Annotated in this window: 13 protein-coding genes and 3 pseudogenes; 8 read left to right on the forward strand and 8 right to left on the reverse strand. The window is 44.2% G+C overall.

Going from position 1 to position 20,418, the window contains the following annotated elements; translation table 11 throughout:
* Positions 1–57: 57 nt before the first annotated feature.
* Positions 58–435 carry a hypothetical protein gene (locus tag JG50_RS0116705; RefSeq protein ID WP_033102260.1) on the reverse strand — a complete coding sequence of 126 codons (378 nt, stop codon included), beginning with the start codon at positions 433–435 and terminating at the stop codon, positions 58–60.
* 151 nt (positions 436–586) lie between these two features.
* Between JG50_RS0116705 and JG50_RS19570 the strand changes: the two genes are divergently transcribed.
* Complete coding sequence (locus JG50_RS19570) at positions 587–1,180, forward strand: TetR/AcrR family transcriptional regulator (RefSeq protein WP_081944016.1); 594 nt, start codon at positions 587–589, stop codon at positions 1,178–1,180.
* A 213-nt stretch (positions 1,181–1,393) separates the two neighbouring features.
* Here JG50_RS19570 and JG50_RS0116715 read toward each other — a convergent pair whose 3' ends face one another.
* Entirely contained in the window at positions 1,394–1,870 is a 477-nt protein-coding gene (locus JG50_RS0116715) for a MarR family winged helix-turn-helix transcriptional regulator (RefSeq protein WP_033102261.1), read from the reverse strand.
* Between the two features lie 175 nt (positions 1,871–2,045).
* On the opposite strand from JG50_RS0116715, the gene JG50_RS0116720 reads away from it, so the two are divergent.
* Positions 2,046–3,713, forward strand: a complete 1,668-nt coding sequence (locus JG50_RS0116720) for an alpha-keto acid decarboxylase family protein (RefSeq protein WP_033102262.1) — start codon at positions 2,046–2,048, stop codon at positions 3,711–3,713.
* A gap of 824 nt (positions 3,714–4,537) precedes the next feature.
* Here JG50_RS0116720 and JG50_RS0116725 read toward each other — a convergent pair.
* Positions 4,538–5,596 carry a site-specific integrase gene (locus JG50_RS0116725; RefSeq protein ID WP_052154435.1) on the reverse strand — a complete coding sequence of 353 codons (1,059 nt, stop codon included), beginning with the start codon at positions 5,594–5,596 and terminating at the stop codon, positions 4,538–4,540.
* 1,159 nt (positions 5,597–6,755) lie between these two features.
* Between JG50_RS0116725 and JG50_RS18425 the strand changes: the two are divergent.
* The 6 genes and pseudogenes from JG50_RS18425 to JG50_RS18440 all read left to right on the forward strand — a co-directional run bounded on the left by JG50_RS18425 (position 6,756) and on the right by JG50_RS18440 (position 14,374).
* A pseudogene (locus JG50_RS18425) lies at positions 6,756–7,222 on the forward strand (DUF5946 family protein).
* Between the two features lie 418 nt (positions 7,223–7,640).
* Entirely contained in the window at positions 7,641–9,044 is a 1,404-nt protein-coding gene (locus JG50_RS0116740; RefSeq protein ID WP_052154446.1) for an MATE family efflux transporter, read from the forward strand.
* Positions 9,045–9,211: 167 nt separating this feature from the next.
* A complete protein-coding gene (locus JG50_RS0116745) occupies positions 9,212–11,209 on the forward strand; it encodes a glycoside hydrolase family 13 protein (protein ID WP_033102264.1) in 1,998 nt (665 codons plus the stop codon).
* Positions 11,210–11,485: 276 nt separating this feature from the next.
* A complete protein-coding gene (locus JG50_RS18430; protein ID WP_081944017.1) occupies positions 11,486–12,622 on the forward strand; it encodes a glycosyltransferase family 4 protein in 1,137 nt (378 codons plus the stop codon).
* A 137-nt stretch (positions 12,623–12,759) separates the two neighbouring features.
* Positions 12,760–13,396, forward strand: a pseudogene (locus tag JG50_RS18435) (DUF1796 family putative cysteine peptidase).
* Between the two features lie 22 nt (positions 13,397–13,418).
* Positions 13,419–14,374: pseudogene (locus JG50_RS18440) on the forward strand (polysaccharide biosynthesis protein).
* 123 nt (positions 14,375–14,497) lie between these two features.
* Here JG50_RS18440 and JG50_RS0116765 read toward each other — a convergent pair.
* The 5 genes from JG50_RS0116765 to JG50_RS0116790 all read right to left on the reverse strand — a co-directional run bounded on the left by JG50_RS0116765 (position 14,498) and on the right by JG50_RS0116790 (position 20,007).
* Positions 14,498–14,935, reverse strand: a complete 438-nt coding sequence (locus JG50_RS0116765; protein ID WP_033102265.1) for a carboxymuconolactone decarboxylase family protein — start codon at positions 14,933–14,935, stop codon at positions 14,498–14,500.
* A gap of 589 nt (positions 14,936–15,524) precedes the next feature.
* Complete coding sequence (locus JG50_RS0116775; RefSeq protein WP_033102267.1) at positions 15,525–17,291, reverse strand: ABC transporter ATP-binding protein; 1,767 nt, start codon at positions 17,289–17,291, stop codon at positions 15,525–15,527.
* Between the two features lie 15 nt (positions 17,292–17,306).
* Positions 17,307–18,356, reverse strand: a complete 1,050-nt coding sequence (locus JG50_RS0116780; RefSeq protein ID WP_081944018.1) for a sensor histidine kinase — start codon at positions 18,354–18,356, stop codon at positions 17,307–17,309.
* Positions 18,353–19,027, reverse strand: coding sequence for a response regulator transcription factor (locus JG50_RS0116785; RefSeq protein WP_033102268.1), 675 nt, complete (start codon positions 19,025–19,027; stop codon positions 18,353–18,355). Before JG50_RS0116785 ends, JG50_RS0116780 begins: the two co-directional genes overlap by 4 nt.
* 164 nt (positions 19,028–19,191) lie before the next feature.
* The gene (locus JG50_RS0116790; protein WP_033102269.1) at positions 19,192–20,007 is read right to left on the reverse strand and encodes an SPL family radical SAM protein; all 816 of its coding nucleotides are present in this window, start codon (positions 20,005–20,007) and stop codon (positions 19,192–19,194) included.
* Positions 20,008–20,418 lie beyond the last annotated feature (411 nt).

The following is a 20,418-nucleotide window of genomic DNA, read 5'->3' on the forward strand; positions in this document are numbered from 1 at the left end:
GGGGTTTGTCATCAATCTCAACCATCCTGTACAGGATGGGATTTCTAAACAGTATTTTTAGTTATGAGCTCTTAACATACCTTCACCAGCACAAAAATCATCTAACCAACTACAAGACATTTCGATGTTCACATACCCTACGGGTACATGCTTGTTTTTCCAGTCTATGCTTAAGTTTACGTACCCTTTGAATAAGGTTTTCCCACCCGAATAAATGTGTACCCAAACTGGTTGCTTTCCAAGAGAAGATACATCTGCATCAAGCACTTGACCTTTGTATACATACACTCTGGATGCATCTGACAAAGGCGCGGAATTGTCTGACATAGAATCTACATAAATATGGCGGCTTGTTTGCGCAGCTGCGAAAGTTTGAGTACTAAAACTTACTACAGCCACAATTGTGAAGAGACCCATCAAAAATCGTTTTAACATCAAATCTCCTCCTTTGAGCAACCTTTAGGTTGTTTTCACACCAACTAGTCAGTGTATTTAAACCGACTGGTTGGTGTATCTTTATTTTAAACATTTTTCATGTTATAATCAATATGTTAATTAAAAAATTTCTGAAAATAGGGGATATTTCATGAAACAACAAGAGATGACAGAACGTACCATTCAAAAGCTGGTAGACGCAGGAATTGTTTTGTTTGCCAAATATGGGTACAGCAACACCAGTGTCGATCAGATTGTAAAGGAAGCAGGACTTTCCAAAGGCGCATTCTACGCTCATTTTGCAACCAAAGAGGATTTCTTGATGAAGGTTCTCCGGGATGGGATTAGCTTTTATTTTGAGGATTTGCGGGAGCTTTTGACCCAAGAAAACCGCGACCTGGTTGATGATTTTGTAAAGTTTTCCACTGATATGGTGGTCAAGACATACGAAAAGGGTTTTTCCGCCGTTCTCCTTCATTCAGCCATGACGTGTCAATACTTGCCTCAAGTTCAACAAGAATTGGCCAAACAGATGGAAGAGTGGCGACAGGACCTTACGCAGTTTATTGAAGCCATGAGAAAAGAGGGGCTTATTGGCAGTCCGCTTGATGCAAGAACCTTGGCGACCGCTGCAATGGCTCTGTTTAACGGATATAACATGCAGCATTACATCGATGACCGAATTGATATTATGGGAACCATTAAAGTATTTTACGAGATGTTGCAAATTCGATCGCCTAAATAATGGCCGGTATCCGTTTTTCAGTGCAAAAGCTAATGAAAAAGCTGCCCTTTTGTCGGGGGCAGCTTTTACTATTCCAGTCAATATTCTTCTATCTCTTTTTCTTCGCCTCAAGACAAGAAAACCTCCGCTGAATGAATCAGTGGAGGTTTCAGACTGAAGAAAAACCCTTCGATTAATCATTTTCATTCGCAGGGTTTTTATATGGCTTTATGATCATTTTGATTTATCGTTTTGTTTATCCGACCATACTCGATAACCAGCGCGGTCATTTGACAGCTTTGTCATTACCTTTAACCACGCATTTTGGTAATCCTCTCCAAGATCAGTAAACACTTTTTTCATTTGCCCTCTTTGCACCTGACTAAGTTTTTTTTCCAGTTTTTCACCTTCTTTTGTCAGAATCAGTTGTTTAATGCGGCGGTCCTGATCAGAGGACTTGGTTGTGATCAGTCCTTTTTTAATCAGTTGACGCAAGGGGTTATTAAGAGCTTGCTTGCTTATTTCCAACAGCGATAGTAATTCATTGACACTTAATCCAGGAAATCGGGCGACAAAAAACATAATGCGATGATGTAAGCGTTGGATTCCATATTCTTTTATGATTTCATCAGGTTTTTCCGTAAAAGTTTTGTAAGCGAAATAAAACATGACTAAGACTTGATTTAATTGCTCTTCTTGATTTTTATCCATTTCATTTCCTTCCTTCTAAGTGAATAACAATACATCCCAATATAAGTCAATATACTTGACCTTTTTTGGATAGTGATGTATTCTGTAATAGGTCAATGTGATTGACCTATTTTGCGACAGTGCTATAAGTGTTTATTTCTATTATAACCATCGTTTATCGAGAGGGATGAGATAGATGAGCAAAAAAATAACGGTTGGCGATTACTTACTTCTTCGGCTTAAAGAGATGGGCGTCCGGCATGTCTTTGGTGTGCCCGGTGATTATAATCTCGGATTTCTCGATCAAATTGTTAATATGGAAGGTTTGGAATGGATCGGGAATTGTAATGAGTTAAATGCAGCGTATGCTGCAGACGGATATGCACGGGTGAATGGCATCGCTGCCCTTGTGACCACATTTGGTGTCGGCGAGCTGAGTGCGATCAACGGGATCGCCGGATCTTATGCTGAACAAGTCCCTGTGGTCAAAATTACCGGTACGCCGTCGACGAAAGTGATGAAAAAGGGTGCATTGGTTCATCACACGTTGGGCGATGGCGATTTTACGCATTTTATGAATATGTTCAAAGAGGTTACTGTTGCCCAAACCATGTTGACCGAAGAGAATGCAGCTGAAGAAATCGACCGTGTTCTCCGTGAATGCTGGCTGCAAAAAAGACCGGTTCACATCAATATCCCAGCGGATATAAGCTATAAAGAAATTGATGCACCACAAACTTCTCTCGCCTTACCTGAACCTGTGAGCGACCCTACACAATTAAATAAATTTGTACAAAAAGCGGCAGAAGAGCTCAATAAAGCAAATTCACCGTTTATTTTAGCTGATTATGAAGTGAATCGTTACCGCTTATATGATCAATTGCGCACATTTGTAGAAGCATCCGGATATCCCATAGCGTCCTTTAGTATGGGGAAAGGGGTAATCGATGAAACTCACCCTCAGTTCATTGGAGTTCATACAGGACAATTAAGTGAGGACTTTTTAAAACAATGCATTCAAGAGAGTGACTGCTTTATTTTAATTGGTGTTAAGCTGACAGACTCAATTACAGGCGGCTTCCGTTTTATTCACGATCTTGAGAAGACCAACATTATTGAAATCCATCCTTCGTATGCTCGAATCAATAATGAAGTGTTCCAAGCCGTTTCTATGCGCGAAGCATTAGAACAATTAACGGAACACGTTCAACATCGGACATGGAATTTGAATCCTCATCCAGCAGGCAATGGAAGCCCGTTTATTCCGTCATCAGAATCAATTACCCAAGAACGCTTCTGGCAACGGCTTGCATCGTTTTTCAAACCGGGCGATGTACTCTTGGCGGAACAAGGAACCTCATTCTTCGCCGCGTCTACTGTCAAGCTTCCGGAAAAAACAACGTTTGTAGGGCAACCGCTTTGGGGTTCCATCGGTTATACATTGCCAGCACTGCTCGGAACACAGCTTGCAGATCAAAATCGACGCAATATCCTGGTCATCGGGGATGGATCATTCCAACTTACTGCTCAAGAATTGTCTACGATCCTTCTTCATGACCTGAAACCGATTATTTTCTTGATCAATAATGACGGTTACACCGTTGAACGAATGATTCATGGTGCCGAGCAGAGGTATAACGATATAAACAGGTGGAATTATAGACGCATACCGGATGTGCTGGATCTAAATGGGAATAGCATCAGCTTTCAAATTAAAACTGAAGAAGAACTGGAAGAAGTGCTCTCTAAAGCTGAAAAAGCAAATAAACTGGTGTTTATCGAAGTTCATATGGGACGACTCGATTCACCAGCGTTATTAAGAGAGCTTGGAAAATTGTTTGCCGAGCAGAATAAATATTGTTAGGAGCTGATGACTCCTACCATTGTATATTACTGGTAGGAGTCAGACTGTACATCTGAATACGACGCTTCCTACGAAGCGTCGTCCAACGCATTCCATGCATCTCTTTCATATCGGCAAAAACTCGCTCAATCGTTTTTCTCCGCACTAAATCACCACATATCACCTGGAATTATGGATACAACTAAACATACACGGAAAAGGGATTTCATGAGATCGGCTCCATCCGTTTCAATTCCAATATGGATACAACTAAACTCTTGCTGTTGATGATTACCTTCAAGTTGGAGTTTAGTTTCAATTCCAATATGGATACAACTAAACGATTTTACTGAGGAAATTTTCCGTCGCCTGGAGCAATGTTTCAATTCCAATATGGATACAACTAAACCCGTGTGTGAATATCGATAATATCAATTATTTTCAGTTTATAAAAAACAAAATCAGTCTGTAAACCTCCAATCCTGCAAAATCCCCGGGAGGTTCACAGACTCTTGGATGTGCTCGGATTTTTATTGATGTTCCCCAATCACTTCTCTATTAAAACCTGTCGCTTGATTTTGGCAGGACAGCCGTACCAATCATGATGGAAGGTTTGAAAATGCGAGTCACTTTGGATTTGTCAGAAATGGTAGCAACACAGACGAGACAAAGAAAATCAGAGATTTAACTTTCATCCTTGATATCATCGATCAAATCATATTTCATATGATTCATAATGTGATCGATCATGTGAAGAACATCCCATATCGGAGCGTTTATGATTTTGATTGGTCTCCGGATGGGATGGTACACAACTGGTGATCAAATCGGATCATGAAGTGACCCTAAATCCCCATATTCGATGTCGGATTGTTCTCGGTCTTCTTGAGGTCATCAATGTAGCCACGGAACACTTGCAACGATTTATGCCGGGTGTGTTCCATAATGTCACGCTCGTGATGCCCCAAGGCATAGGTTGTCGTGATAAACCCTCTCCTCATACTATGTCCGGCAAAATCCTCTTCGTCAAACCCGGCCTTTTTGGCAACCCGCTTGATCGTGTCTTTAATCCCTTGCGGACTCAAGCGATGGGGCCATACTTCTTTTCGCGAAGTGTCTATCCGGCGAAAGACGGCTCCATTTCGGATGCCTGCCGCCTTTAACCAGCGCCGCAAATTTCTGATGGGACAGGTTTCGTTACTTTGCCCGTATTGAATCAGAATCCGCTCCCCCTTCTTGGTCTGGTCCGTCTTGGATTGACGAATGGTAATCCACAACCCGTTACCGGTTTCCTCCAAATCTTCCACGTCCAGAGCAGACAACTCTGAACGACGGAAAGCTCCTGCATAACCCAAGGTCAAAATCGCCTTGTCCCGAATCCCCTGCAAGTCATTGGGGATCTCCCTGCAAATCGCAGTGACGATCTCGGCGGTCAGGGGGCGTTTTTTCGTCACCCTCTCTCCTTCTTTTCGCAGAATCCCTTTCCAGGTCTCTCTCACCGCAACCGAATCAGCTGGATTGAGCATTTCCTGAAAAGAAATCCCTTTCTCCTTTGCCTGGCTACGTTGAACTGACATCCACAAGTCATGGAACTTTCGAATGGTGATGATGCGTCTCCGGATAGTTGAAGTCTTTCGTTTCTTTCCTGTTTCATCAGCCGTGCCTTTTGCCAGTTCGGAGAGATAATTGGCCACCGTTTCCGGTTCGGCCGGAAGATGTCGAAGATTCCGTTTTTGGCAGTACTCCTCAAAATGCCTCCAATCGGATAAGTACGATTTGCGGGTGTTGTGAGCCATTGCATGCTCAATGTATTCCATCGCAGCATCATTCAGTGTGACCATTTCCCGCGTTAATGCATTGTCGTGCCGGGGTACGATGAGGGAGTGATAATGTTCGTCGGCCATCTCTCTCTCTCCTTTTTCTCTCTTTTTCAGTACCAACGATAACCTTATATTATCGTTGATACTATAGAATGTAAAGTATAGTAATTTGATTTGTTTTATTATATTTAAGGAAAGAAGTCAAATGGAAATATTATGCAAATCCGTCCGCTTCATTTTTTGGCATTCATCTTTCTGCTGTAAGGAATATTCTATGATTGCATTTAATGATTACGGTGATCCCCCCTGGGAATTCATGAGATGACTTTGCTCAGTCAAAAGAATCGGTTCTTGATCAAGGTGAGTTATGAATTACAGGACGCAGAGTGACAACTCACCTTGGTAAACTGATTGCAACAGTCGGTTCCCTGCTTATGTATTCCGGTGCCAGCATGGAGCGGATTCGACAAGGCTTGAAATCCTTGGATGTGGAGTTGATGCTGGCTTTTGCCTTCCTTGGTGCTGCGATGGTTCAACAAAAATATACCAGTGAGCAGGATACTATTAGCCGCCAAAGAAAAACCGGCAGGATAAATGCAAGGCCCGGGTAACCCTCTGACCACAGACGGAACCCAGGCTTTTTACTTCATTTACCACTAATTTAACGGGGCTGATTCATATCTTCATATGATCCGTTTTTTCTTAAACGAATCTTCTCCGCAAATTCTTTCGCTTTTCCATAAGAAAAACCCCTCTCTATTTCAGAATACTAAAAAAATAGTAATTTCAAGAATCGCTTGCTAAATATTTTTAAAAGGAATTTTGATTCAGCGGAATGAGAATGAAGTGTCGGTTTAACCAAATTGCGTGAAAAGCGAATATGTGTATTAAAAAACAGCATCCCCTTAAGGAGGATGCCGGAAGAAAGTTTCTTCCATGTTTGGTCTTCTTACATGCCAGATTTATATATTCTCAAAACAGCATTGCGGGCATGTCCAGTTTCTCTCGAAATAGCCCGAATACTCTTGCCAATCGCCTTCAATTCGTGTAATTTAATCACAGTCCCACTCCCTGACTAACCCCATTTCAAAAAATTCAGACGAGCAATGATTTGAAGGGAATCGGGCTTATCTATTGACCACTGCTTCTTCCAATGTAAATGCAACAACTCGCACAATGATTCGCTTGACATAAAGATAGCGAACCAAGGCTTATTGTCCATTTCATGAGAGGGGACGGAGCAATGGAAAAATCAAGCAAACAGATAGACGAATGCCCAGGTTGCGGGCTCAAGCTGCCCAATCAACATTTTGAACTGACCCACAGTTACAATGCAACAAGTGAATGCTATCAAAAATACACTGAACTTACCTATTATACACTTAGCAAGCAAGACATCAATTTCATTCATCAACATGCTGTCGATGCATACGCTGCTCAGCATTCCGGAAATGAAATGAAAAATATCACCACTGCTTTTGCGTTAATTGGATTGTATTATGCCATTGAACATGGTTACAGCGGAAAACTAGTACAGCTTTGCAACCTCCGGATAAATCATCCTTTTCGCTAACTGTTTGTGATGTTTTGAAAGAAAAACCGGGAGAAATTCGAGATGTAATGCTTCGAAAATGGATGCATGATGTCTGGGAAAGTTGGAAATATCAACAGAATTGGGTAAAAGACATCTGCCGTACTCTCTTGAAATAAAGGTTTCTGTTCATAAAAACTGTTTTTTAAAGCATTGATGGATTGCGATCAGACTTTCATTTGAAGTATAGCGAAAACAGTCATAAATTGCAGGAGGCAGAAATGATATCGAGCTATTGCGAGCGCTTGCGAAATACTTGCCGTTGAAACCGGTCTTGAGTCTTCCCAAGCAAAGCAAGCTACGCTTCGTCGTATTCCAACCGCCCATCATGCCAAGAATAAAGAGGAACATACAATCATTTATATAAATCCAAAAATCAATATTGAAGGGAAAACAAAATAAAATTCAATACTTATCAAGATTGATTTTGAAATATAAAATAGACTATGCATTTTCATAGAGAGATCTGGAGCTTCACCTAAATAAATCCAAAAGGGGGCATGTATTTTGTCGCAGGAAAATCCGGCAATAACGGAAATGGATTCGGAACAAAAAAAGAAGAAAGTTCCCGCCGACTCCTCACAACCTTTGTGGAAGACGCTTGTGATCTTCTTAATCCCGTTAGTATTCAGTAATGTTTTACAATCTTTGGGCGGCACGGTCAGTTCGGTTCTCATCGGCCAAAAAATCGGGGAGGATGCTTTGGCAGCGGCCAGCGCAGTATTTCCGCTCACTTTTTTTCTCATCTCTTTTGTGATCGGATTGGGGAGTGCAAGCTCGGTTCTCATCGGTCAGGCCTTCGGCAGCAAAAATATCGAGAGGATGAAGGCAACAGTAGGAACCTCTCTTTCGTTCAGCTTCTTGCTGGGGATCTTATCTTTGACAATCGGGCTTGTTTTTTCAGACCAATTGCTGAACCTGATCGGTATTCCCGAAGAGATCAAATCAGATTCGGAAAAATATATGCAGATGCTGTTTGCAGGATTGCCCATGCTGTTTCTCTATGTGATTTACACCACCTTGTTGCGCGGTACGGGCGATTCCAAAACGCCTTTCTACTTTCTCGTCATCAGCACAGGGTTGACGATTTTGCTCACCCCCTTATTCCTGTTCGGGTGGGGTGTGCCGGAGATGGGATTGGAAGGAGCAGCTCTAGCGCAAATCTTGGCCAGTTTCATTACATTCATCATTTTGATCCTCTACCTGCTTAAAACCCGCCATCCACTCGCACTGGATAAAACCACGCTGAAGAAGCTGAAACTTGATCCGCAGATTTTACGCCTGATGGCCAAGATCGGTTTGCCGACGAGTATCCAGATGATTGTCATTTCGTTATCAGAGATCGCCATTGTCACTTTTGTGAACCATTTCGGTGCACAAGCAACAGCCGCTTACGGCGCTATTAATCAGGTGATCAACTATGTGCAGATCCCGGCCATGAGCCTGGCAATTGCCATCGGTATTTTCGGGGCCCAGATGATCGGTGCCAATCAACAAGATCGCCTGGGAGAATTAGTGAAAACGACTGTCCGTCTCAACTATTTGATCGGGATTGTTTTGTCGGGATTGATCTATATATTCAGCCGGCAGATTTTTTCTTTGTTTTTAACCGACCCGTCTACCATCACTGTGGCGCAAAAGTCATTGTACCTCACTTTATGGGCCTTTATCCTCCTCGGGCATGTGATCATTTTGTCCGGTTTGATGCGTTCGAGCGGAACGGTTTTCTGGCCCACATCGCTGATTATTTTATCTGTCATTCTTGCGGAAATCCCTGCAGCCTACATTTTTTCGCGGACAGTGGGATTGTATGGGGTCTGGCTCGCCTATCCCGTTTCATTCACCGTCGCTCTGATCGGACAATATGTGTACTATCACAGGTTCTGGAAACGCAAAACACACCAGCGTTTCTTTGACAGACCTGAGGAATCGGGAACGTAACCCGACAGCAGCCCGTCCAACCGGATGGGCTGCTTTTTTCATGGTAAGATCGCCGGATTTTTTAAAATAATCAGGAGAATTTCTTTCTTTTATCGTTTATAATGATGTTGTAAGCGTTTTATGCAACCGCTTGCACAAAATCTCTACTGCATCTGAGGTGTTTACACATGCGTTTTACCCGTTTCCTCACCTGTTCCCTGCCCTTGCTGTTGATTTTGCCTCTTTCTTTTTCACCTCCGGTTGCCAAGGCTGCGTCCAACGACAACAATGTCGAATGGGACGGATTGTTTCATGACCAGGGCCCTCTTTTCGACCTTGCGCCCGAGCCCACCTCCACCCAGAGTGTCACGCTGAAGCTGCGTACCTTCAAAGGCGATATCACCAGCGCCAATATCAAATATTGGGATACAGCGGACAATGCATTTCACTGGATCCCGATGGTCTGGGATTCCAATGATCCGACCGGAACTTTCGATTACTGGAGAGGAACGATCCCTGCCAGCTCTTCCATCAAGTATTACCGTTTTCAGATCAATGATGGTTCCAGCACTGTATGGTACAATGCCTACGGCCCTTCTTCCAGCGAACCCAGTTCCGGTGACTTTTTCATTATCCCCGACTTCAAGACACCGGATTGGCTGAAAAACGGGGTTATGTACCAGATCTTCCCCGATCGTTTCTACAATGGAAATCCTTCCAATGATGTGCAAACCGGTGAATACACCTACAATGGCACCCCCACCGAAAAAAAGGCTTGGGGAAGCAGTGTTTACGCAGATCCCGGCTATAATAACAGCCTGGTCTTCTTCGGCGGGGACCTCGAGGGAATCGACCAAAAACTGGGATATATCAAGAATACAGTGGGAGCGAATATCCTTTATCTCAATCCCATCTTCAAGGCTCCGACCAACCACAAATACGACACGCAAGATTATATGACGGTCGATCCGGCATTCGGCACCAATTCCACTTTGCAAACGCTGGCCAGCCACATCCACAGCTCGGCAAACGGGCCAAAAGGCTATTTGATTCTTGATGGCGTTTTCAATCATACGGGAGACAGCCATCCCTGGTTTGACAAATACAACAACTTCAGCACGCAAGGCGCATACGAGTCCAAATCAAGCCCGTGGTTTAATTATTACACATTTACCGCCTGGCCCAATTCCTACGCTTCTTTCCTGGGTTTCAGCAGTTTGCCCAAGTTGAATTACGGCCAAAGCGGTTCGGCGGTTCGGGGGATCATCTACAACAACACCGATTCAATCGCCAAAAGTTATCTGAACTCTCCTTACTCCATTGACGGCTGGCGTTTGGATGCCGCTCAATATGTGGATGCCAACGGAAATAACGGAAGCGATGCAACCAATCACCAGATTTGGAGCGAATTCCGCAATGCCGTGAAAGGAGTAAACAGAAACGCAGCCATCATTGGAGAATATTGGGGAAACGCCAATCCCTGGACAGCGCAGGGAAACCAATGGGATGCAGCCACCAATTTTGATGGTTTCACTCAACCCGTTTCCGAATGGATCACCGGAAAAGATTATCAAAATAATCCCGCTTCGCTCAGCACTTCGCAGTTTGACAGTTGGTTAAGAGGAACGCGGGCTAACTATCCGACAAATGTCCAGCAATCGATGATGAATTTCCTTTCCAACCATGATATTCCCCGTTTTGGCACGCGGGCAGAAGGCGACATATGGAAAACCTACCTGGCCCTGTTCTTCCAAATGACATATGTCGGCACTCCGACGATTTATTATGGCGATGAATACGGGATGCAAGGCGGGGCCGACCCGGACAACCGGCGTACCTTTGACTGGTCCCAGGGCACGTCCTCCAACAGCGCCGTCGCCCTTACGCGGAAGCTCATTTCCATCCGCAATGAGTATCCTGCGCTCCGTACCGGTTCCTTTATGACCTTGCTGACAGATGATCCAAATAAAATTTACGCATATGGCCGTTTTGATGCCAAGAACCGAATTGCAGTCGTCCTCAATAACGATACCGTCAGCCACACGGTTACAGTCCCCGTCTGGCAGCTCAGCATGACCAACGGCAGCACGGTCACGGACAAAATCAGCGGCAAAACTTATACAGTGCAAAATGGTACCGTCACCATCACGATAAATGGACACTACGGCGCGATTTTAGCCCAGTGAGCGTGGTTTGCAGAAATGGGAGAGCACCGATTTCCGAAACAAAAGGATCGGTGCTCTTTTTTGATCAGGGGCAACATTAACATTTCATATACATAATATTCAATCCCATATACCATGATAAACAAACTTGGCAACGAGAAAGATGTGCGAAACCTTTCCGGCCGGTTTTTTCAATCACTTTTTCTATAGATATTGTGCTGATCACAACTAACAACCACCCATACCATAGTTTCAATTTCTTAATATATTACAAAATCCAAAGAAAGGATTATAGCGATGAGAATACTACTCGCTACGTTCTGGGCGGTTCCGCATTTGGGTGGAGTATGGAACTATATGACTCAACTTAAAAACAAGCTTGATTCTCTGGGCCATCAGGTAGATTTACTCGGATATGGGCATGACAATAACTATATTCACATGGTTACCCAAGACCGCAAACTGGCAAAAGAGATGCTTCTGCCTTTGGTTTATTCCAAACTCAACCAACAAAATTCGCTCATTCACAGTCAAAATGAAGTCGTGAGATACACCGAACTTCAACGTTACTGTTATCAGATCGCCGCCTTTCACTTTGGTTTGCAAAACTATGATGTCATCCATACGCAAGATGTGATTTCAACCGGATGCATCAACGGGGCGAAACCAAAAGAAGTCCCTCTTGTAGCCACTCTGCATGGTTCTGTCGCTCATGAGATGAGGTACCAGTTAAAGACCATTCATAAATCTCCCACTTCCCACCTGGCCCGAGAGTACTTTGACAAACTCGAATATATCGGAGCGACGTCCGCCGAATACACGATTGTGTCAAACAATTGGTTAAAACGAATTCTGACCAATGAATTTCTGGTTCCAGAAGGACAGGTAAAAGTGTTTCCCTATGGATACAACACAGAGGATTTCATCAGGCGAATCGGGGAGCCATGCTCGCTTCAGACTCCGGCCAACAAAAAAGTGATTCTTTATACGGGCCGGCTGGTCGAACTGAAAGGAATTCACCATCTGATTTCCGCTCTGGGCCAATTGAAACAGCTGCGGGATGATTGGGTTTGCTGGATTGTCGGGGACGGTGAAAAGAAGGCGGAGTTGCAGATACAAAGCATGACATCGGGATTGGACAAAGACATTCTCTTTCTCGGGAAACGGGATGACGTCCCCAGTTTGTTGGCTCGTGCAGATCTCTTCGTGTTCCCCTCTCTCTTTGATAACCAGCCGTTGTCCGTGATTGAAGCACAACTCGCCGGAAAGCCCGTGATTGTAACGGATGCAGGCGGATTGCCCGAAATGGTTGAGCATGGAGTTACGAGGATCATAGTTCCGGCGGGAGATACAAATGCTTTGTGCGCGCAAATGAATTTATTGCTGGAAGACGAAGCATACCGAAAGCGACTCGGAACAAACGCAAGAAACTGAGGATTGATTCATTGGGATCAGGATAAAGCGGTTAACAGAGTCTTGACAGTTTACAACAGCGCCATTTCCAATAAGCGTAAACGATGGTGATTCCTGAATTTCAGGAAAATTAGATTTTGGCTTAAGGGGTTGGGAGAATGAAATTGAAAGATTTATATGGGAAGTATGACGCAATTTTTAGTTTGGGCGATCTTTGCCTGGCGGCCCTGCAGCTCAGAAAAAACAATTTACGGCCGTATTCGGGCGTGTTGGATTGGATGGCTTCCCCTTCTTTATCTGATCAACCGCCTTTTGCGGAATCGCTTTATCGGTTTTATGGAGTTGCCCAATTTGAGAATTATCGGGTATTCCACGGGAGTGGATTCGAAAGAACCGCATATCTGCATATCAGATGATGCCTATAACATCGTTTCTTCTCATGATTTTAAAGCAGACAGAAATACGCTCACCCAATTAAACACCTATCCCGAAGTGAAAGAGAAATTGAACCGGCGGATTCAACGATTTTTGGAGAAGACCGCTACCTGTAAGCGAATTCTCTTTGTAAGGACTGAAGGTACATTGCAACAAGCTCAAGAACTTCAAACTGTTTTGTCGGGAATGGTCACCCATGATTTTCGCATTCTCCTGATCAATCATACTGATGTAAACGGCATTGTCGAGAAAAACTGGTCACTGGAAAAAGTTTGTGCATTGGAATTACCCAATAAGGAGATATGGGAAGGAAATGACCATCACTGGCGAACGATTTTATCCGGAATTCAACTTGTCTGAAAAGGAAAGGGGGGGGAAACCAATGTTTCAGGATGCAGTTATTTTGGTGGCAGGCGGGACCGGTTCATGCGGAACTGAACTGGTACGCAAACTGTTGGAACTGAAGGCCAAGAAAATCATCGTTTTTTCCAGAAATGAAACGAGCCATGTACAAATGAAAAGAATGATGGAAGATCCCCGACTCAGCTTTTGCATCGGCGACATCCGGGATCGGGAAGCATTGATCAAATCCCGCAAAGGGGTCGATTATGTATTTCATCTGGCAGCACTGAAGCATGTCCCCGTTTGTGAAGAGCAACCGCTCGAGGCCCTGAAAACCAATGTCATCGGTACTCAAAACGTGATTGAGGCAGCGATCATAAACAAAGTGAAAAAGGTAATCAATATTTCGACCGACAAAGCTGCAAATCCGATCAACTTTTACGGGATGACGAAGGCCATCGCGGAAAAACTGACCGTTTACGCCAATAAAATTTGTTCGCAAACCAAATCCATCAATGTAAGAAGTGGCAATATCCTGGGAACCAACGGGAGTGTCCTTCAGTTATTTAAAGATTAAAATTACTGATAAAAGAATGACCCGATTCTTTTTGCCTCCAAAAGATACCCCTGCTCAAAGCAGCCATCGACGGAAGAGGGGGAGAGATTTTTATTATGAACTCACCCGCATGCAGGATTCTCGACTTGGCCGAAGTCTTGATCGAAGCATCCGGAAAAAAGAATGTCCGGATTGTTGAAATCGGCGCCAGAGCAGGAGAAAAGCTCCATGAAGTTCTGATTTCCGATTATGAAAAAGAGCATACCGTAATCGATCATGAAAACTATATCATCGTTCTTCCGACAATTGATCTTCCGGGGCTGAAGCAGTTTTATTCCCATGCCAAGCCGGCAAAGATGGAAAATTTCAGTTCTACCGATCTTTTGATGACCAAAGAAGAAATTAAGCAAATGCTGGTAGAGAGCGGATTTCTCAAGTGAAGAAGGTGAATGGACGAAAACACTTGTGGCTGCCCGGTCATTTAAATCCGAGCAGCTTTTTTAATTTGGTCAAAAAAGCATGTTACAAAGGGGAAAAACCGTTTTTCATCCGTCTCGGGGTGGTTATTGAGGTGTTAAACCGGTCGATATCCCCAGTCTGTTCCAGGCATTAATCGTGTTGATGGCCATGATCAGAGCGACAAATTCTTTTTCATCAAAATATTTTCGTACTTCTTGATATAGATCATCCGGAACCCCTTGTTCAGAGATCAGAGTAACTGCCTCGGTCAGGGCCAAGGCTGCGCGTTCTTTTTCTGTATAACAGGGGGATTCACGCCAGGCATTCAACATATAAATCCTTTGTTCAGATTCTCCCATTTTTCGAGCGTCTTGCGTGTGCATATTCAAACAGAAAGCGCAGCCATTGATTTGCGAGGCACGGATTTTGATTAGTTCGTAAAGTTTGGGGTCCAATCCACTTTGCTTGACGAATTTCTCCAGTCCATACATGGCAGTGTAAACTTCAGGACTTACCTCCTGGGCCTTTATTCGCATGGTCATTCTCCTTTCAAAGGATATCGAGGATAGATATTATCTATAATTATATTAAAAAAATGACATGTTACTGGCCGATTTGAACCACTCCATCGTTTTCTTCTTACTTCTTTCGGGATCTCCGCTTCCAACATGACCAAATTGATCCGGCAGGGGGCTGAATTCAAGCAGGAAGGAATCCCATTTTCCCGACACAAAATACACTCGCTGGTGATATTTCTGCACTGGAAAATGGGTTTTGATCCTTCGATTGCAACAACGACATCCCAAAAAGAGATGGATTTCGCACTTTTGCCAGCTCAAAACCGCCTTTTGCTCCCGAGATGGAACGGATGATCTCCTCTTTGGCCAGCTTCGTGAAGATTTTGGATCAATAGGATTCAGATACACCTTGATATTTGGCTGATTCCTTGATCCCTTGATCCCGACCGGTTGGTTCACTGGTGGATTCACAAGACGAACCAAACCATGCAAGGCATATTCTACCCCAACACTGCAATGCATCTCGGGACAACTCCAGTTGCTATTATAGATAACATCTATCTATAATATATCCTTTCATGCCATGACAAACAACATTAATTTGCAATAAAACCTAACTGGCCCTCCCGTTTTGCAATTCCCACTTAAACTGTTGTTCCACCAGCTTTCGGTAAAGCGGATGATCTCTGAGCAGCTGTTCGTGGTTGCCCATCCCTGTCACCCTTCCTTTTTCCAGAACCAAAATCTGGTCGGCATCAACCACAGTGGATAAACGGTGCGCGATGACGAGCGTGGTCCGCCCCTTCATCAGATTTTGCAGTGCTTCCTGAACCACTTTCTCCGAAGTGGAATCCAAAGCCGATGTCGCTTCGTCCAGCATCAGGATTTTGGGATCATGCAGAATCGCCCGGGCAATGGCAATCCGCTGTCGCTGCCCTCCGGATAACATGATCCCCCGTTCGCCTACTTCTGTATCAAACCCGTTGGGCAACTGCCTGATGAACTCATCCGCATAAGCAAGTTCGGCCGCTCTCTCCAGCTTTTCATCCGAAACTTCGCGATCCATCCCATAACAGATATTTTCCCGTATCGTTCCTGCCAAAAGCGGACTTTCCTGGGATACATAACTGATCTCACTGCGCCATTGCCGGAGCCCGAATTCGGAAAGCGGCGTATCGCCGAGGCGGATTGCTCCTTCTGTCGGCTGATAGAACCGCTCCAACAGCGCAAAGAGCGTTGTTTTCCCACTTCCGCTCGGACCGACAATCGCCGTGATCTTGCCGGGATGAATGGTAAAACTCACACCGTGAATAACCGTTTCATGGTTTGGATAAGCAAATTTGACCTGATCAAAATGGATCGGCTGGGACAGATCAATCTTTTTGTTCCCGGAGTTCACTTCTTCCTGCTCATGATCCAAAATTTGCATCAACCGTTCGGTGGCCCCCATCGCTTTTTGCACACTGGTAACAAAGCGGGTCATCATGGTGAGCGGCATGATGATTTGGAACAAATACAGAATAAAGGCGACCAGGTCTCCCGCACTCAAAGCACCAGATGCAACGCGATATCCCCCATAACCGATGATCACGACGAGCATGAACATCATCACAAAGGACATCATCGGCTGCAGGACCGCCGTCCATTTTGCCTCTTTCAGGCTGACTTGAAACAGATGATCAATTTTTTGTTCTCCGTTTTTCTTTTCCACCTGCTCAGCCACATACGCTTTAACCAGGCGAATTTCCGAAACAACCTGTGTGAGCAGGCTGGTGAAACTGGCCATCTCCCCTTGCAAACTCTTGGAAATCGAATACATTTTCCTCCCGATCGGCCGCATAATGAAAAAAATGATCGGGACAGAAGTAAGCATGACCAGCGTCATTGACCAATCCAGATAGAGCAAAACCACTAATGAGCCGATCAGAGAGATGACTCCGGTAAAAATCGAAACCAACTCCACACTGATTAAATTTTTGATCACGGCTGTGTCGTTATTGATGCGGCTCACTGTTTCCCCGGACTGATGATGATCAAAATAGGAAACAGGAAGTACCAAAGTTTTATTCCACAGGCGTTTACGCAGATTGGCGACCACTTTTTCCCCGAGGAAAGCCAGAAAATAGGTGGAAAAACCGGCTGAAGCCGCCTGAATGATAAAAGATCCGAGCAGAAGCAGGATCGTTTTCAGATCCAATGATTTGACTGTCATCACATCAATGATATTTTTGGTGAACCATGGCACGACCAGGCTGGCAATGGTTGAAACCAGACTCAATCCCAAGATAAGAACGACTAAAAATTTGGGTAATGCGCGTAGATCGACCAAATCGATAAACTGCTTTAATGTTACTTTCACAGCGGGTCTTGTTTGTTCCATCCATAAACCTCCAAACTAGATTTCATAACCGCAAGGAATCGTGACGATCATTTTTGTTCCCTCACCGAGTCTGCTCTCGACCTCGATTTTTCCGCCGTGCATATCGATGATTTTTTTCACAATGGCCAGACCGAGACCGCTGCCCCCGACGGAACGATTCCGGGATTTGTCAGCTTTATAAAACCGATCAAATATATGCGCCTGGTCTTCCTCGGCAATGCCGATTCCCGTGTCAGCGAGGATCACCTCGGCAAATTTTCCTTTTTGCCGCAATTGAATCTTGATACAACCACCTTCCGGAGTGAATTTAATACTGTTGCTGATCAGATTCACCCACAGTTGATTCATCAAATCTTCATCCGCCACGATGCGGAGCTCATCAAGGGATATATCCATCTCCATTGACTTTTCTTCCCATTGCGGTTCCAATGAGAGAATGACCTGCCTCAGTTGCTTGTCCAAACGATATGGTTTGGGATCAAACGGATGATTTGCTGACTCCAGCGAGGTCAGTTTGAGCAAGTTCTCGCTTAATTTGGATAACCGGGTGCTTTCCTTTTCAATAATTTTGAGATAACGCCAGCGTGCTTCCGGACTGAGCTGATCGTTTTGCAGGGCATTGGCAAAGCCGCGGATTGAAGTGAGCGGGGATTGAATTTCGTGCGAGACATTGGAAATGAACTCTTGCCTCATCTGTTCCATCCGGTTGAGTTCCTCTGCCATATGGTTAATGCTGTCAAAGATCTTCCCAAACGGATGATTTTGTTCCGTCAGTTTTTGTGCATTCAGTTTGACTCGGAAGTTGCCTTTGGCGATCTGCCGCAAAGCGTCGGTCATCGTGTTTAATACGTCAGATCTCTTCGAATTTTTAGTCCTGCCAATCAAAAATACGGTCAATCCGAAAATCAAAAAGGCAAGCGTTTCACTCAGAATGTATCGGATGAAGTCACCGGGCTGCGGGATAAAACCAAAGAGACCGAAAGTGATTGCATAAGCGACGGATGAACATAAGAGGATCAGCATCCATACTTTCGCGATATTAGAGACGATTCGCCACCTGCTCATGAATCATCCTCCAACCGATAGCCCAATCCCCGAACCGTCCGGATTCTGAACAAAGATTCTTCTTCGGGAAACCGTTCCCGCAGCCGCTTGATATGAACATCAACGGTTCGCTCATCGCCCATGAAATCGTATCCCCAGATTTCTTCGATCAGCTGATCTCTGGAAAACGTTTTTCCCGGATAACTGGCCAGCTTAAAAAGGAGTTCGAATTCTTTCAAGGGAAGAACCATACTGCGGCCATCCATAACCACTTCATAAGTTTTGCGATTAAGAAGCATTTTCCCAACCTGGACGGTTTGTGAGATATTAATTTGATACCGTCTGAGGAGCGCCTTTACTCTTACCACCAATTCAAGCGGTTCAAACGGCTTTACCAGATAATCATCCGTTCCCAACTCAAACCCTTTTACCTTTTGCGATGTTTCCCCTTTAGCGGTAAGCATCAGCAAAGGAATATCATAATGCTCTCTCAGTTCCCTGCACAATTCCCATCCATCCATGTTTGGCATCATGACATCCAGAATCACCAAGTCTACTTTTACGGATTCCAGCAGTTTGAGCGCTTCGCACCCGTCCGCTGCTTCATAAAGGGAAAAACCCTCATTACTTAAAAAAAGTTTAATCAGTTCCCGAATGTGAGGATCATCATCCACGATTAAAATTTTGATCATCCTTAATCCATCACCTTCTTGGTTTTGCTGGACACTAAGAGGATATATCAAGTTTATGAACTCAATATGAATGGACTTGAGGAGAAGTTTTCTGATATTGCTTTGATTCGATTTGTGAAGCAAACAAATTTGCGGTTATTTTCATGTTTGGCAAATTGACTTAATCAAGGCGAGAACCCTTGCTTGCTCAAATAGATTTGGTCGTTTGAGAATACTTTTTTCAGCCTGTCATATACGATGCGATATGCTGAAGGATCATACCATTCTTCCAAACCCAATTCTTTGTACACTGAAAAAATCCCCAATTTCCCGGTTCGCTTCCCTCCGCTGCCGTCTCCCATGAAATAATCATCCACACAGACACGATCGACCAATCGCAACTTTTCCGGAAACTCCTCGCTGCTGGGCAACACCGGAGCAATTGTCGCCTGGGTCGGTACGCCTGCATCGGATAAAAGACGCAGCGTCTTTAACCTGGCGCTGATCGGCGGGGCATCGGGCGTAAAATGTTTACGCATATCTTCCCTGTCTGTTTCAATGGTCATGCTGATTCGGACTCTGTCTTTTAAAAGAAGAAATAAATCAATATCTCTGCGTACCAAAGGGCTCCTGGTCTGCACAAACAAAAAATCCGGTTTATTTTCCACCATTACTTCCAACAAGGATCTCGTTACTCTCTCCTTGTACTCGATCGGCTGATAAGGGTCTGTGCTGGATGACATAAAAATGGTCACTTTTCCTTGTTTCTTGGCCCTCTTAAGCTCTTTGTGCAGTAAGTCTGCAGCATTTTTCTTGATGTCCACCCAGCTTCCCCATTCCTCTTTACGGAACAACGAAACAGGCATTTGACGCACATAACAGTAGGAACAGCCAAATGCACAACCAGTATACGGATTGAGAGAATAACTATAATCCGAAAGAAACCCTGTTCCTTTATTCAAAAGCCTTTTTGGGTATTTGTAAAAAAAATCACTCTTCATACCGAATCCTCCATATAACGGAAACAGCGTTTATTTGTATACACTCACACTCATGCGTTCCCGCGGATTGATGATCACCTCTACACAGTATAACCCGGATCACGGCCGAAAGGGTCCGATCTTTACTTCTGAAGCTATATCAGGACAGCTTCGATGCGACCTTATTCTTCGCCCTTTCGGACTTCACTCCCCATTGCGCTTCGGGCCAATTCCTCATTCACAAAAAGCATGATTCCTTTTTTGGTATGTAGACAGCCTGATTTATCACCTTCAAGAATAGGTTCCGATAATGTAAGATTATCGGAACTTATTTTATGTAAGGTGCTGCACAGGACAGAAGGGAAAATTCATCCGCCGTCTTCGAAATCAGAAAATACACTCTTAAAGCAAACCAAATGATCTGAACTGGAG

Source organism: Thermoactinomyces daqus, from assembly GCF_000763315.1.
GTDB lineage: Bacteria > Bacillota > Bacilli > Thermoactinomycetales > Thermoactinomycetaceae > Thermoactinomyces_A > Thermoactinomyces_A daqus.

Excerpts from the sequence above, each read along its gene's own strand:
- JG50_RS0116745 (WP_033102264.1), top strand. The coding sequence starts at position 9,212 with ATGCGTTTTACCCGTTTCCTCACCTGTTCCCTGCCCTTGCTGTTGATT.
- JG50_RS0116705 (WP_033102260.1), bottom strand. The coding sequence starts at position 435 with ATGTTAAAACGATTTTTGATGGGTCTCTTCACAATTGTGGCTGTAGTA.
- JG50_RS0116740 (WP_052154446.1), top strand. The coding sequence starts at position 7,641 with ATGGATTCGGAACAAAAAAAGAAGAAAGTTCCCGCCGACTCCTCACAA.
- JG50_RS0116780 (WP_081944018.1), bottom strand. The coding sequence starts at position 18,356 with ATGAGCAGGTGGCGAATCGTCTCTAATATCGCGAAAGTATGGATGCTG.
- JG50_RS0116720 (WP_033102262.1), top strand. The coding sequence starts at position 2,046 with ATGAGCAAAAAAATAACGGTTGGCGATTACTTACTTCTTCGGCTTAAA.
- JG50_RS0116715 (WP_033102261.1), bottom strand. The coding sequence starts at position 1,870 with ATGGATAAAAATCAAGAAGAGCAATTAAATCAAGTCTTAGTCATGTTT.
- JG50_RS18430 (WP_081944017.1), top strand. The coding sequence starts at position 11,486 with ATGAGAATACTACTCGCTACGTTCTGGGCGGTTCCGCATTTGGGTGGA.
- JG50_RS0116775 (WP_033102267.1), bottom strand. The coding sequence starts at position 17,291 with ATGGAACAAACAAGACCCGCTGTGAAAGTAACATTAAAGCAGTTTATC.
- JG50_RS0116765 (WP_033102265.1), bottom strand. The coding sequence starts at position 14,935 with ATGACCATGCGAATAAAGGCCCAGGAGGTAAGTCCTGAAGTTTACACT.
- JG50_RS19570 (WP_081944016.1), top strand. The coding sequence starts at position 587 with ATGAAACAACAAGAGATGACAGAACGTACCATTCAAAAGCTGGTAGAC.
- JG50_RS0116725 (WP_052154435.1), bottom strand. The coding sequence starts at position 5,596 with ATGGCCGACGAACATTATCACTCCCTCATCGTACCCCGGCACGACAAT.
- JG50_RS0116785 (WP_033102268.1), bottom strand. The coding sequence starts at position 19,027 with ATGATCAAAATTTTAATCGTGGATGATGATCCTCACATTCGGGAACTG.
- JG50_RS0116790 (WP_033102269.1), bottom strand. The coding sequence starts at position 20,007 with ATGAAGAGTGATTTTTTTTACAAATACCCAAAAAGGCTTTTGAATAAA.